Genomic DNA, 13,241 nt, shown 5'->3' on the forward strand with positions numbered 1-13,241 from the left:
GAGAGCTTCGCGCGTGGCTTGCACGATGGGCAGGGCCGCTATGAGGCGATCTGCGGGCACACGGTCCTGATCGGCTCCACCCTGTTGCCGCCGGGCGCGCAGTGCCCGCGTTGTTGTGCCTACCTGCGGGCGCTTGCCTCGCTGCCGATTGTTGAAGCGCGGATACGTCCGCATCGGCACCGCAAGCCGAGCCGATTGCGCCGGTTGTTTCAGCCGCCTAAGCCCCCGGTCGTCCCATCGCGACGAGTCCCGCGCATGGCGACGGTCCCCGTTCCCCGGGACGGCCGGGCCTCAACCCCGGTAGGCGCGGATTCCTCCCCGAGGGTTTTCGCGTCTACCGGTTCCACTCCCGGCGGGGGTGCGCGGTGAGCATGCGACTGTTGATCGCGCGCCCGCTGCCGGGCGTAGGGGAACGTCAGCGGAAGATCCACCTGTTCCCGGTCCCGGCCGACGGACCGATCCCGGATCGGTTGAAGGCCCTGTGTCCGGCCGTGTTCGAGCGCGATCAGCTCGAGGAACTCGGCGCGGTGTCCGGGATGCCGTGCGAGATCTGCTTGAGCCTCTCGCAAGGGGAAGGCGGCGACCCCGGTACGGCCGTTGCGACGTCGCCCGGTCCACCGAGCGATGAGGTTGCCGAGCGGCTGACGGTGATTGAGGGCCTTGTGCAGCGCATCGCGGGGCAGGTCGAGCATCTGAGCAAGGCAATGGCTGTAGGGGTTGCTGCGCTCACGGGTCGGCGGATCGAGGATCGAGATCTGTTGGAGGCAGCCCGCAAGGTGAAGATCCGGCTCAATCACTTGCACACGGATCTCCTCGTACCGCATGAGGGGCAGCAGGCGGAGGAGTTGCGGCGGGTGGTCGAGCAACTGATGGATCTTGCGGTGCGGCTGATGATCCGGGTAAACGAACTGGACGAGCAAGCACTGTCCACACGCGACGACGGCGAGTGAGCGGAGTTCGACCGAGTGAGCCTTGCGGAGTCCAAAGGGGTCGCACAGCAGGTTGGGCAGGAGGCGAGTCGGCTCGAGGATGTGGTCGCGCAGGTGCTGGCCGAACTGGAGGAGGCGAAGGGGCTGTTTCACGGCGAGATGGAAGGGTCCAGCAATAGCCGTGTCACCGAGGTCATGGGGTTATTCGAGCAGGCGGACACGGCGGGGCATTCGTTCATGGATGCGGTTGGAGCGATCGAGGATGAGTGCATCAACCTCGCCAACGAAATCTGACCCGCTCGCCCGGCCCGAGCCAGACGGCGGTCGGCCGTCCGATGCCCACGCGAAGCTGGCTCACCGTAGGTCTGTGACACCTCCGCGAGGTGACTCCGAGCCGGGGATTTCACGGCTGTTTCGGCCAGTGTGACGGGGTTGGGTGCTACCCGTCACACCCGTCACAACCATGGTTTGCGCAGGTCGGGGCATGGATGTACCCGTCACGCCGGGTGTGACGGCGTGACGGGTACGTGAGACGGGTTGTGACGGGTTAGGTGTCCTCGTCGACCACCTCCGCATCCTGGATCGTGCCGTCGCGGCACCGCTCGATCGCGGCGCGGAGATCGGCGGTGAAGTAGCCGCGTATCTGGCGGGTGCGGCCGTCTTCGGTGGGCACGCGGTTGCGTTCGGAGCGGCAGCCGAGTTCGCCCATCTGCCGCCCGAACGCGGTCGCGTCCACCTCGAGCGCGGCGACCAGTTCGGCGGTCGGCACGAACTCCCAGCCGTCGAGGTCGTCACCGAGGTAGTCCACAACGGACGCGAGCGGTTCGGGCAACTCGACCGGCGGGGCCGCCGGTTCCGGCGCGCTGCTGGCGGTGCCGGTGCCGATGGCTTTGGCCACGGCTGCGTGGTCGAGCGCGAGGTGATTGTCCTGCCCGGCCGCGTGGCCGGTCAGGGTGTTCTCCGCCTCGCGCGCCGCCCGGCCCTGCTGGCAGATGGCCTGCCAGTCCTCGTTGGGCATGTAGTAGGTCCGGACGGTCATGGCTAGCACATCGGCCCCGGCTTGGGTTTCCCCATCTGGGCGCAGGATGCCTACGCCTTTGTGCGAGGGCAGCAGGCGGCTGGAGTCGAAGCCCCGGGTGTTCATCTGCTCGCCGAGCACGATGTTGCTGTCCCTCCAATCCATCACGCGCAGGGCGAACCGAGACCCGAGCACCGCGCGCAACCCCGGCGGGATGGTCTTGGAGTCCGGGCGTTGCGTGGCGAGCACGAGCACGATCCCGGCCGCCGGTCCCTTCTTCGCCAACCACGTGAGCAGCTCGCCGATGTACTCGCCCGCGGTGAGCTTCTTCCCTTCCACCGCAACGGGTTCACGGCTCTCGAGCGGTGTCTGCACCTCGTCGACGAAGATCGCGGTGATCGGCATGTTCAGCGTCCGGTCACGCGAGATCTCCGGGGTGATCTTCGACTCCGGGCAGATCGTGTCGTCGAGTTCCTGCATCCGCCGGTACCGGCCTTGCACCTCGCCGACCAGTTCGACCAGCCAGTCTTTGAGGGCCAGGACGTGTTCGGGTTCGTCGCCGGACATGAACCGGTGCGCCACCTGCTTGGCGGCTACCCAGTCCTTGCCCGCCTTGAAATCCGCCACGTAGAGCCGGGTGTGCGGGTCCAGGATCAACCCGGCCGCTGGCAGCCGGGCGGCGAACGTCTTGCCCTGGCGGGGGATCGCCCCGATCAGGAGCGAGGTCCACACCAACGGCAGGTCGATCCGCCGGTCCCGGGCGTCCCGGCCGAACGGCACCGGCCGCCACGCATCCCACCGCGCCGCACCGAGCAACGGTGTCCGCAACGGTGGCGAGCCGTAGGGGTCTTCGTCGGCCACCCACATGGCCACCCGCCCGGCGTGTCCGCCGTTGCCGCGCACGCGTTCCACGATCAGTTGGATTTCGTCGACCGCGAGCGCGGAGGCGAGGGCCTCCCGGTTTTTGACCACGTCGGCTGCCTTGCGGGTGGCGGGCAGGTCGACCGTGATCGCCCACCCGTCGCCGACGCGGGTCGCCCGTTCGACCAGCCGGAGTGACTCGTCCTTGCCGATCAGCTTCGCGTCCCGGAACGCGTCCACCAACACTTGCGGGTCCATGGTCCACGTGAGGGTGCGCGGTCCCGCTAGTGCGGGTTTGCGGCCGGGGCTGCCGTCCTTGCGGCGGCCCAGAATCGCCAGCGCGACCGACGCGACGGCCCCGGCGATCCACAGTGGCCGGTCACCGTCGAGCAGCTCGCCGACCAGTCCGGCGACCAGCACGGCCACGAGCACCGCGCCGGTGACCTTCCACCGGAACAGGGTCAGCTCCCGGATCTCGGTGAACTTGTCGGCGAGCTTCTCCGACTCCTCGGCCGCCTCCCGGTAATCCCGCACGGTCACCCAGCGGCGCCAGATCCGGACGGCGGTCACCAGCCCGCGCAGCACCGCGAGGGTGTATCGCCACGGCGAGCGCAGCACCGCGACCACGAGATCCTTCCCGGCCTGCACCGCCTGTGCTCGGGTCTTGAGGGACACGGGCACGCGCGGCGAGCGCTGCCACCACGACACGAATCGCCGCCACCGTGTCCGCTGCTGGCGGGTCGTGGTGGGGCCGTCGTCGACCAGTTCACCGTCCAGGATCGGCTCAGCCGTCTGAACGTCCCGTCCGACTGTGCGCACGGGCACCGCGCCACCGTTCGCGCTCCCGGCCGGTCCGGTGTTCACAGGGGTGGTGTTCTCCTCGTTCATGACGCACCCCCGTTCCCCGGTTCGGCCGGTCCGTCGGGCTGGGCGATCTCGGCGGCGAGGGTCGCCGCCAGACGGGACGACAGTCCCCTCGAGCAGTCGGTGACCTGCCGGACCCATGCCGGGGTGACCACCACACCGGGCGTCCATGCCTGCCGGGCGTCGGCGAGGTACTCGCCGAACAGCTTCCGCCGCGCAGCCGCCTTACCCCGGCGCGCCCGACGCGGACGAGGCTCGTGAACGCGCCCGGCCGCGCCGTGGTCGGCGTTCACCGAGCCGGCCGGAGCCATCCGGCGAGCCGCCTCGGTGAACGCGACCGTCACCGCCTCGGTGAGCTTGTCCCGCAGATCGGTCACCGCCTCGGCGGCGGCGAACACGATCAGCGGCGGCACCGAGTGCAGCACCACCCCCGCCACCGACCCGGCCGCGAACGACGACCACGTATTCATCACGTACGTGGCCGACAGGGTGAGCCACTTCGCGCACCGCACCCACCGGCCGGTGTGGACCTGGTACCGCGCGGTCACCTGCTCGGCGCGCAGGATCGCCAGCAGCACCAGCGACACCATGGGGTCCAGCAGCCAGGCGGTGAGCCACGGCAGCGACCAGGTTGCCGAACCGGCGGCGGCGAACCACTGGACGTTGGCCATGGTGAACGCGAGGCCGAGCACGATCCCGGCCCAGCACAACCGGTCTACTTGCGTGCGGACCCGTTCGACCCGCAGCGCCACCACGTCCGGATGCGTCTGATACGCCCGGACCTGGGCCGCCTCGGCGGCATCCTGCGCCAACTTCTGCGCCCGGCTGAGCGGCACGTGCCGCGCATCCTGTGGGCTGGCGGGGGTGGCGGGTGGCCGCCCAGAGGCGGCCACCCCTTCCCACACCACACCAGCGGTTTCCCGACTGGTCATCACCGATCACCCCGGCCCCGCTTGCTGGGCAGATCGGTGACTGTCAACGCGCGGGTGAGCACGAACGCGGCGATCAGGTCCGGCAACCCGAGCACCACAAACCGCAACGTCAACTCATCCAGCCTGGTGAACACCAGCCACTGAACACCGACCATCGCGGCCGCCATCAGCACGACCCGCCCGGCCAGTGACACGCCCCGAGCGCTCGCTCGAGCGAGGTCGGCCGCTCGGCGAGCTCGGCGAGTGCCGAGCCGCCACATCATCACGACCAGCAGCAGCGCACCGGCCCCGGCGAGCACCTGAGTGGGGGTCAAGTCGACCGTCATGGCCCGTCACCCCCTTCCGGGTTGTGACGGCGTGTCCGCCATGCGCGGTGCACTTCGCGTCGGTCGGTGTCGGCGAGTGCTCCCCACACCCCGACCGTGTTCTCTCCTGCCGTGCGCAGCTCCAGCTCGAGGCATTCGTTCTGGACCGGGCAGCCAGCGCACATCCGCGCGGCCAGCTCCCGGTCCGGGGTGTCCTCACCGGACAGTTCCGGCATCTCGGACCGGTCGAACGCCCAGAAACACAAGCCGTCGCGGGTCACCACCTCGGCGAGCACATCCTCCGGAACGGCCGCGTACCGGTCGAGCCGAGCAGCAATCTCCTCGTAGTCGTCTCGGTTCACCACGACGCACCCCCAGTCGCCTGCGCGACCTCACGGGCGGTGCGCCACTCGGCAACCATCCGAGCCGGGTCAACGCAGCCGCCGGATTCGGCCGCCTCGGCGATCAGCCGATCGAGCGCGGCCGCCGGAACCACATAGCGGGTCCGAACTCGAACGGCAGGGAAGGCGTCTTCCCTGATCGCCCGGTAGAGGGTGGACGGATCGACACGCACAATGCGCGCCGCTTCTTTGACCGTGTAGAACGCCGGAGAACCGGCATTAGGCATAGCGGTACTCATGAAGGATTTCCTTAGTTCGAAGAAGACTATTTCAGCGGTCTAATCACGCTGATATCAGCGCACACAAGGGCGCGAATGGTCCAAATGCGCGACGCGGACTCGGCCCTGCGCCGCGGAATCGACTCAGGCGCTAATGTCAGCGCTGAGGCGGAGCACGGAGGAATACTTGTCCGAGAATTGGTCGGCGGTCGCGAAGGCCATCAACGAGCGCGCGAACGAGCTCGGATTGCGGCAGCGCGAGTTGGCTGAGCGGTCGCAGGTTTCGCAAGCGATCGTGCGCGAGTTGCAGCACAACACGGTGCAGCGCCGCCGAAGCGATCGAACGCTCGAGGCGCTCTCGCTGGCGCTCGACTGGCACCCGCAGCACCTGCTGGCCCTGCTGTACGACCGCAGGCCGCCTGCTCTCGGCGAGCCGCGAGAGGACATGGAAGATGCCGTCTCGGCTCGCCTGGCCGTGATAGAGGATCGGCTGACCGGCATAACCGAGCAACTCGCAGCGCTGAGAGCTGACCTCGCCGCAGTCCTCGACCAGACCGGCCGTCGAGGGCCGGGGTAGGCGTCGAATGCTTGGCGACACGCGGCGCTCTCTTGGCGTAGTCGCTGGGGGCTTGCCGTTTCCGTTCATGGCTCAAGGAAACGGCAGCGAGAGAGGTTTTCGCAGGTGGCTCAAGTTAACCGCGGTGCTATTAACTGCAATTAACTGCGCAGGTCAGGCCGGTTATTTTGGCGGGTGTCACTGATGGCTGCGACAAAGCTTCAGGCCGTGCGGAGGCAACTCGACTACAAGGCCGATGAGGTCATCCGTATGTTGCTCAGCCGCGCCGAGTCACTCGGCATTGCGGTGATGTCCGGTACGAGCCTGAAAACCAAGCTGTCACGTTGGGAGAACGGGCACGAGTCGGTCAGTGCCCCGTATCGGCGTCTGTTCCGAGACGTGTACGGCCGGACGAATGAGGAACTGGGCTTTCCGTTCGAAGAAGACGACGGCGAGGCAGAGGAACTGCTCTCCCGGATCGTCGTGGCGACCACTGTCGACGCTTCGATTGTGGAGGCGTTCCAACAGCAGGTCGAACAGGCGCGCAATGTCGACCAGCGGTTCGGCGGCGTGACCATGCTCGACCAGCTACGCAGCCTGATCGCCCAAGTCGAGGAGTTGTTACGGTTCAGCACGTCTGGCGGGCAGCGCGAGGCACTGGCCCGCGTGTTGACGGACGCGTCCACATTGGCCGGTTGGCAAGCGTTGGACCGGAACGCTCACCGGCAAGCATGGGACCACCACGAGACGGCCAAGAGGGCCGCCCGAGAGGCGCGCTCCCCGCAACAGTTGGCGCATGCTCTTGCTCAACAGGCGTTCATCCTGGTGGACATGGGCCGCGCTGACCTAGCCGTTGACCAACTCGGCGAGGCAAGGGCACTCGCCCAACACTCCGCGCCAGACCTGCTGAGAGCATGGCTCGCTGCGGCACACGGCGAAGGACTCGCGGCGACCGGCCAGCGAGACGACGCACTACGCGCGTTCGACGCGGCGAGCACGCTGCTACCGAACAATCCGGAAGATCCCGCATTGCCGTTCTTGTTCCTCGGTGGGGTACACCTGGACCGATGGCGCGGGAATGCTCTGAGCCAACTCGGCGAGCCAGCCGCGATCGACCAACTCACCAAGGCGCTGCCCCTCCTGCCACCGAGGTTCGTGCGCGCCAGGACTGGAATGCTGGTCGACCTCGCGTTCGCGAGTGCCGCTGCCGGTGATCGGGACGCGGCATTGGCCCACGCACGAGAGGCTCGCCGGTTGGCGTTACAGATCAGGTCGGATCGACAGTTACGTCGTCTCGGTCGGTTGATCCTGCCCACCGGCACTGGCCGGACCGCGTGACGCGATGTAGTACAACAACGGCACCAGCGCGCCGGAACCGAGAATCTCCTGTCGCTGTGCCAATTCCAGGATGCGGGTAAGCGGCACCCACTCGAGTCGGCCGACTTCTTCTGTATCCGTGGGGTCTCCGATGTGCTCGGCTCCGCGCCACAGGTACACGTCGACCGGTGCCGTCACCTGCCCGGGGAGCGGCTGGAAGCTGATCAAGTGCTCGGGCTCGCCGATCGGGCGGTACCCGCTCTCCTCGGCAGCCTCGCGGGCCGCAGTCTTCTCCGGTTCTTCGCCGTCCTCGACCAGCCCGCCGAGCAGTTCGTAACCCCACTGATCGGTGGCGAACCGGTAGCGCCACAGCATCAGTACGCGGTCTTGATCGTCCACGATCAGCGCTATGGCGATGCGCGCGAGGTGTACGACGTGGTACTCCCACCGCTCCCCGTTCGGTGCCTGTACGTCGGTCAGCCCGAGCCGCACCCACCGGTTGTCGTACACAGTTCGCTCGCCGAACGTCTTCCACGCCCCATGCTCGTCAGTCACGCGGGCAGCCTACGGCCCCGTCGGCCGCGAAGTGAAGATGACGGGGTTAGGACGGTCCGTCCGTCTTCTGGGCGCGCTTTGGCATCCGTGAGCCGAGTATCTCGGCCGCCTTCCGGTCGGCCCCGGCGACCCAAGCAGCGTAGACGCGGAGTGTGGTAGCTCCTCCGCCGCCGTGGCCGAGGCGACCGGCGACTGTTCGGAGGTCGACGCCAGCCGTCAGCAGTTCGGTGGCCGAGTAGTGCCGCAGGGCGTGAATGTGGGTGTTGATGCCGAGCCGGGTGGCCATCTTCTTGTATCGGCTCGACACGGCATCCGGCGAGTACGGAACGGACAGATCGTTGCCGCGAGCGCTGGCGAAGACGTAGGTGTCGTCGCTCCATTTGGCACCGAGATCCGTATAGCGCTGCTGGCACCGGGCTTTGTGCTCACGTAGGAGAACGGCAGTCTCCGTGTCGAGGGCGATTCGGCGCATTTGGTGTGTCTTGGTGGACTTTTCCTTGCCGACTCCCCGCAGCTTCGTGTAGCTGGTGCGGACTTCCATGATTCCCTCGTCGAGGTCGACGCGGTTCCAGCGCAGGGCGCATGCTTCGCCCCGGCGGATTCCGGTGGTCATCACGAGCCACACCAGGGTGCCCCAGTCCTCGTCCAGGTCGAACGCTTTGTCGACGAGGCGGGCGGCCTGCGCGGGGGATGGCGGATCAGGCTGCGGGGGAGTCTGTTTCGGGCGTTGGGCGATTCGTGCGGGGTTCGAGCTGATCCAGTCCCAGCGGACGGCGGCGTTCAGGACACCACTGAGGATGGAGTGGATCTGGCGGACCGTGGAGGAGGCCATCGGGCTGCACTCGTGCGGCTTGCACTCCAGTTCCTTGCAGTCGTGTTCGCCTTCGGCGTTGTGCTCGATGAAGGGGCGGCCGTTGCACTTGGTCCGGCAGCGGCGGAGTTCGCCGTAGAAGGTCTCGAGCATCCGAGTGGTCAACTTGTTGACGGGCACGTCGCCGAGCGCAGGCCGGATGGTTCGTTCGATGTAGCCGATGTACCCGTGCCGGGTGGTTTCCTCGATGTCCGCTGTGCGGAGCCATTCGTCGATGGCGTAGGAGAGGGGGACCGAACTGCTCGCCGAGCGCTGCTCGTCGACCTGTGCTTGCAGCTTCGTCATCGCCTTGCTGGCGCGGCGGTGGGCGGCCTTGTCGGTGCCCTTGATCGTCTCGGTGAGGTAGCTCGGCTTGCCGGTCACCGGATCGACGCCCGCGTACACGCGGACCTGTAGCGAGTTCCCTCGCTGGCGCACGCTGCCGCGCTTGCGGCTGTCTCCGCTGGTCGCTGGCCTGGTCATGACTTCAGGCTGAGCCGAGGTTGGGAGGGTGTCAATGGACAGGGCCATGGCCAGAACCGCACTAGATGATCATGAAAGGTGCTGTTCTGGCTGGTCAAGGTGGGTGGGCCGGGCGGGGCTCGAACCCGCGGCCAAGGGATTATGAGTCCCCTGCTCTAACCAACTGAGCTACCGGCCCTGAAGCGCCGGCGAGGCGCTCCGCCGATCCGCGCCGTGCAAGGACGGTGAAGTACCCCCGGATCTTGCCGGTCAACATACCGCACGTCGAGATCGGGTTTTCCGCGGCACGCCAACTCGCGCGGGTCCCTGGTTCCGGTTCACCGAATTCGACGTTTCGGCACGCGAGTCGCACATTCGAACTTCCGGAAATCGGATTGCGGGCGGGCGGTCGGCCTGACAATCTCCGGCGATGTCCGTATCCCGCTGCGAGCTGCTGCGCTGGCAGTTCGACCTCACCTGGTCGCTGCTGGAACTCCACCTGGCGGAGCTGAAACCGGAGGACTTCCTCTGGGAGCCGGTGGACCACTGCTGGACGATGCGTCCGGCCGCCGGTGGGGGCTGGGTGCCGGATTGGGCGGAATCCGAGCCCGATCCCGTTCCGGTTCCCACGATCGGCTGGGTCACCTGGCACATCGGCTGGTGGTGGACCGTGACCCTCGACCACGCCCGGGGCGGGCGCCGCGGGACCGGACCGAGATCGGGTGGCTCGGCGCCGGTCCGGCGACCATCGAGTGGTTGCGCGGCCTCCGCGCGGAATGGCTGGCGGAGTTGACCCGGTTCACCGAAGCCGACCTGGACGCCCCGGCGCCGTTCCCGTGGCGGGACAGCCCCGAGATGACCGTCGCGCACATGGTCGGCTGGGTGAACTCCGAGCTGATGAAGAACACCGCCGAGGTGGGCCAGCTCCGGTTGCTGCGCGCCGCGTCCGGGGCGGACGTGTAGCCAGATCTTTCCCGGGTACGCAAGAGGTGGAGGTCGGGAGGAGTCCCGGGACCTGGTGGCGAAACTGGGTGAACTCGGTGCGGTGGTGATGTCGAAATCCGGGCGATCCGTTCGACGTATCAGTGAGGCGCCGCGAACGCGGGGACCGCACCGGCGAACCAAGGAGCTGACATGAGCCACAACACCGCACTGGCCACCGTCCACCCGCTGCCCGCGCGTACCGGGGTGCGCGGCGGGCTGAGCCATCGCGCGCTCGCCATGTTGCGGGCGATCGGTGCCGGACGCGCGCAGGTCACCTGCAGTAGTGAGCCCGATCTGTACGTCGACGGGGTGCCCTGCTGCGACCAGTTCACCGCGCACGCGCTCGCTCACCAGGGCCTGGTCCGGCCGAGATATCCCGGGGTAGTGGGGCAGCGGGTGCCCGCGGTGCTGACGCCGGAGGGGCTGGCGCTGGTGGCGGGCGAACCCGTGGCGGCCTGAGTTTCGTTCTAGATAGGACTCGCTGTTATCACTCCTCGACGCCGGTGAGCGCACCGGCGCCACCGGTGTTCGGCAGCGGCCATGGCCGCACGCCACCGGCACCGGTCACCTTGGGATCGGGCGGCAGGGCGGGCGACGCGCTGCGCGCGCCGAGCCAGTCGAGCACGGCCGCCAGCTGGGACTTCAGCGTGTTCATGTTGTGGCCCGCATCGGGGATGGTCCACGAGAACAGCCGGGTCGGCGGGGCGAGCGCGCCGCGGATCGCCTCGGTCGAGGCGAGTTCGTCCGGTTCGTGCTCACCCGCGATCGCGAGAATGTCCAGCGGCGCCGGGTTCTTCCGGACCGTGACGCTGACCGTGTTGGCTTCGCCGATCTCCTTGCGCCCCTTGAACAGGTCACCGGTTTCCACATCCACCCGGGCCTTGTCGTAACCGCTGATGCTCACCGCGTTCGCGTACCACTGGGGATGCCGGGTCGCCAGGTTCATCGCGCAGTAACCGCCGGAGGACCAGCCCACGATGGACCAGGCCCGCCGCTCCGGGGAGACGCGCAGGGCGTGCACCGCCCAGTTCCGGATGTCCGCGGACAGGTAGGTGTCGTTGGCGGTGCCGTTCACCTCGTCGACGCATTCCGAGTCGTGGTTGATCCGCGGCTGGCCGCTGGGGTCCGGGATGATCACCACCGAGGGCGGCAGCCGGTTCTTGGCGATCGCGGCGTCCAGCGCCTCCGGCAGGTGGTAGCCGGTGGTCGCCACCTCCGGGCCGGACGGGTAGTTCGGGATCCACTCGATCACCGGGAACTGCCGGTCCTGCCAAGCCGGATCCGCGTAGGCGGCCGGGAAGTAGACGTTGACGTCCCGGTTGATCCCGGTCCGCTGACCCTTGACGCGCATGTGGACGGTGGTGCCCTTGCCCTCCAGCGCGCGCTGGCGACCGGCCTCCGCCAACCGGCCCAGGCCCGCGCCGTCGGCGCCGCCTTCGCCGTCGGTGCCCTCACCGGGGTTGGCCGAGGTGCCCAGCAGTGAGCCGAGGGTCGGGAAGAACCCGCCGACCATGTTGAGCGCGAGCCCGCTGGCCAGCAGCACCAGCACCACCGCGACCAGGGTGGACGCGCTGCGCAGGGTGCGCTTCCAGCGCCATTTGTCCCAGAACCACGGCACCGACACGACCGCGAGCACCGCCAAGATCGAGACGATGACGAGGCCCAGGGTGGAGTCCAGCCGGATGCTGCTCGCGTGCATGTGAACTCAGACGCCCGGCGCCGGGGAAAAGTTGACACGAGTGATGTTGATTTCAGGACCGGGCTGTCCGGCGGGCCCGCGCCGGGCCCGCCGGAGACGGGAGGACTACAGCAGCGAGCCGATCTGAGCGGCGATGAGGTCGATGCGGACGCCCTGGTTCGGACATCCGCCCCAGTGGTGCAGACCTATCACCTTCTGGGTCTTCCGGGACAGCACCGGCGAACCGGAGGAACCGCCCTCGGTGTCGCATTTGTAGGCGATGTCGCTCTGCGCGCTGTCGCCCTGGACCTTCACCGCGGTGACCTTGCAGATGCCACCGGTGGACTGGTCATCGGCCAGCGAGACCTTCTTGGGCTTCGCGGAGGGGTGGCCGATGATGTACATCTCGTCGCCGACCGCGGGCAGCGTGGTGTCGAGCTCCAGGTACCCGAACGAGCTGATCTTGCCGAAGTCCTTGACGTCGAACAGCGTGTAGTCCAGCGCGGCGTTCGTCTTGAGCAGGGTCGAGCCCAGCACCTTGGTCACCGGGGCGTTGGTGCTGCCGCCGCAGGTGGTGCACTGGTAGTTGAACCAGACCTCGGTGTTGGCCGCGGTGCTGGCGTTGCCGATGCAGTGGTTGTTGGTCAGCACCCGGTTGCTCGCGCCGACCCGCCAGCCGGTGCACAGCGAACCGCCGTTCATCAGCAGCCGGGCCACCGGGGGCGTCTTGCCGAACTCGGTGGGATTGCTGCTCTGGTAGCAGACCGCGTCCTTGTAGTCGTTGCGCCCGCAGATGCTGTACGGCTGGATCGGTGTGGTGGCGGCGAATTCCTGCGGCGTGAAGCCGCGGGTGATCCGGTCCACGGTCGCCCGGCTGGCCGGGGCGGCGGCGCCGTCCGGGCCGCGCAGGCTCACCACGGCGGTCTGGCCGGTGATCGACAACGCCCAGAACCCGGTCGCGTCCGGGCTCGCCGCGGGGTTGCCGGTCACATCGGCGGAGTAGGTGTGCGTTTCCGAGCCGTCCGGGGAGGCGACGGTGAGCACGTCGCCGGGTTGCAGGTGCAGGCCGGTGACGTGGACCTTGACGTACCACGCGCCGGGCCGGTCGATCGTGGTCGACGGGGAGTCGTGGCCGAGGGTGCTGGTGATCGTTTCGTCCGCGCCGACGCGCTGGGCGGTCTGCTCGTGCGACGCGACGGGCGCGCTGTCGGCCGGTTCGGCGGACTGGGCTCCGACGGCCATCGGGGCCAGGAGGGCGAGGGCAGCGAGGAGTTGCAGGGATTTAGGCATGGGCCTACCTCACGTGTGAGC

14 protein-coding genes, 1 tRNA gene and 1 pseudogene are annotated in these 13,241 nt (G+C 68.1%); 6 read left to right on the forward strand and 10 right to left on the reverse strand.

What is annotated here, in order from left to right; translation table 11 throughout:
- The first annotated feature begins 371 nt into the window (after positions 1-371).
- Together FXO23_RS50910 and FXO23_RS43890 are read left to right on the forward strand one after the other, a co-directional pair.
- Positions 372-950: a hypothetical protein gene (locus FXO23_RS50910; RefSeq protein ID WP_179957048.1), complete on the forward strand. Its 579-nt coding sequence runs from the start codon at positions 372-374 to the stop codon at positions 948-950.
- Between the two features lie 15 nt (positions 951-965).
- Positions 966-1,223: a hypothetical protein gene (locus FXO23_RS43890; protein WP_158893706.1), complete on the forward strand. Its 258-nt coding sequence runs from the start codon at positions 966-968 to the stop codon at positions 1,221-1,223.
- Positions 1,224-1,476: 253 nt separating this feature from the next.
- On the opposite strand, the gene FXO23_RS43895 is transcribed toward FXO23_RS43890, so the two are convergent.
- The 5 genes from FXO23_RS43895 to FXO23_RS43915 are packed head-to-tail and all read right to left on the reverse strand — an operon-like array spanning position 1,477 to position 5,549.
- Positions 1,477-3,696: an FtsK/SpoIIIE domain-containing protein gene (locus tag FXO23_RS43895; RefSeq protein WP_158893708.1), complete on the reverse strand. Its 2,220-nt coding sequence runs from the start codon at positions 3,694-3,696 to the stop codon at positions 1,477-1,479.
- Entirely contained in the window at positions 3,693-4,604 is a 912-nt protein-coding gene (locus FXO23_RS43900) for a hypothetical protein (RefSeq protein WP_246258426.1), read from the reverse strand. The genes FXO23_RS43895 and FXO23_RS43900 overlap by 4 nt, the downstream gene beginning before the upstream one ends.
- The gene (locus FXO23_RS43905) at positions 4,604-4,930 is read right to left on the reverse strand and encodes a hypothetical protein (RefSeq protein ID WP_158893709.1); all 327 of its coding nucleotides are present in this window, start codon (positions 4,928-4,930) and stop codon (positions 4,604-4,606) included. The genes FXO23_RS43900 and FXO23_RS43905 overlap by 1 nt, the downstream gene beginning before the upstream one ends.
- Positions 4,927-5,274 (reverse strand): WhiB family transcriptional regulator, encoded by a 348-nt coding sequence (locus FXO23_RS43910; protein WP_425484965.1) that lies wholly within the window; start codon positions 5,272-5,274, stop codon positions 4,927-4,929. Before FXO23_RS43910 ends, FXO23_RS43905 begins: the two co-directional genes overlap by 4 nt.
- Positions 5,268-5,549 carry a helix-turn-helix domain-containing protein gene (locus FXO23_RS43915; RefSeq protein ID WP_246258428.1) on the reverse strand — a complete coding sequence of 94 codons (282 nt, stop codon included), beginning with the start codon at positions 5,547-5,549 and terminating at the stop codon, positions 5,268-5,270. Before FXO23_RS43915 ends, FXO23_RS43910 begins: the two co-directional genes overlap by 7 nt.
- A gap of 166 nt (positions 5,550-5,715) precedes the next feature.
- On the opposite strand from FXO23_RS43915, the gene FXO23_RS43920 reads away from it, so the two are divergent.
- Complete coding sequence (locus FXO23_RS43920; protein WP_158893714.1) at positions 5,716-6,105, forward strand: helix-turn-helix domain-containing protein; 390 nt, start codon at positions 5,716-5,718, stop codon at positions 6,103-6,105.
- Between the two features lie 183 nt (positions 6,106-6,288).
- Positions 6,289-7,422: an NsdA family TPR-like regulatory protein gene (locus FXO23_RS43925; protein WP_158893716.1), complete on the forward strand. Its 1,134-nt coding sequence runs from the start codon at positions 6,289-6,291 to the stop codon at positions 7,420-7,422.
- On the opposite strand, the gene FXO23_RS43930 is transcribed toward FXO23_RS43925, so the two are convergent.
- From FXO23_RS43930 to FXO23_RS43940, 3 genes are all read right to left on the reverse strand, one after another.
- A complete protein-coding gene (locus tag FXO23_RS43930; RefSeq protein WP_158893718.1) occupies positions 7,369-7,956 on the reverse strand; it encodes an NUDIX hydrolase in 588 nt (195 codons plus the stop codon). The genes FXO23_RS43925 and FXO23_RS43930 overlap by 54 nt on opposite strands.
- A 46-nt stretch (positions 7,957-8,002) precedes the next feature.
- Positions 8,003-9,289: a site-specific integrase gene (locus tag FXO23_RS43935; RefSeq protein ID WP_158893746.1), complete on the reverse strand. Its 1,287-nt coding sequence runs from the start codon at positions 9,287-9,289 to the stop codon at positions 8,003-8,005.
- Between the two features lie 104 nt (positions 9,290-9,393).
- A tRNA-Ile gene (locus tag FXO23_RS43940) sits at positions 9,394-9,467 on the reverse strand.
- Between the two features lie 231 nt (positions 9,468-9,698).
- Here FXO23_RS43940 and FXO23_RS43945 point away from each other — a divergent pair.
- Positions 9,699-10,231: pseudogene (locus FXO23_RS43945) on the forward strand (DinB family protein).
- A 258-nt stretch (positions 10,232-10,489) separates the two neighbouring features.
- On the forward strand, positions 10,490-10,711 hold the full coding sequence (locus FXO23_RS43950) for a hypothetical protein (RefSeq protein ID WP_246258436.1): 222 nt from the start codon (positions 10,490-10,492) through the stop codon (positions 10,709-10,711).
- Positions 10,712-10,739: 28 nt separating this feature from the next.
- On the opposite strand, the gene FXO23_RS43955 is transcribed toward FXO23_RS43950, so the two are convergent.
- A complete protein-coding gene (locus FXO23_RS43955; protein WP_179957049.1) occupies positions 10,740-11,951 on the reverse strand; it encodes an alpha/beta hydrolase in 1,212 nt (403 codons plus the stop codon).
- 105 nt (positions 11,952-12,056) lie between these two features.
- Positions 12,057-13,220: a trypsin-like serine peptidase gene (locus FXO23_RS43960; RefSeq protein ID WP_158893720.1), complete on the reverse strand. Its 1,164-nt coding sequence runs from the start codon at positions 13,218-13,220 to the stop codon at positions 12,057-12,059.
- Positions 13,221-13,241 lie beyond the last annotated feature (21 nt).

The sequence above is a fragment of the Amycolatopsis anabasis genome (genome assembly GCF_009765355.1).
Lineage (GTDB): Bacteria > Actinomycetota > Actinomycetes > Mycobacteriales > Pseudonocardiaceae > Amycolatopsis > Amycolatopsis anabasis.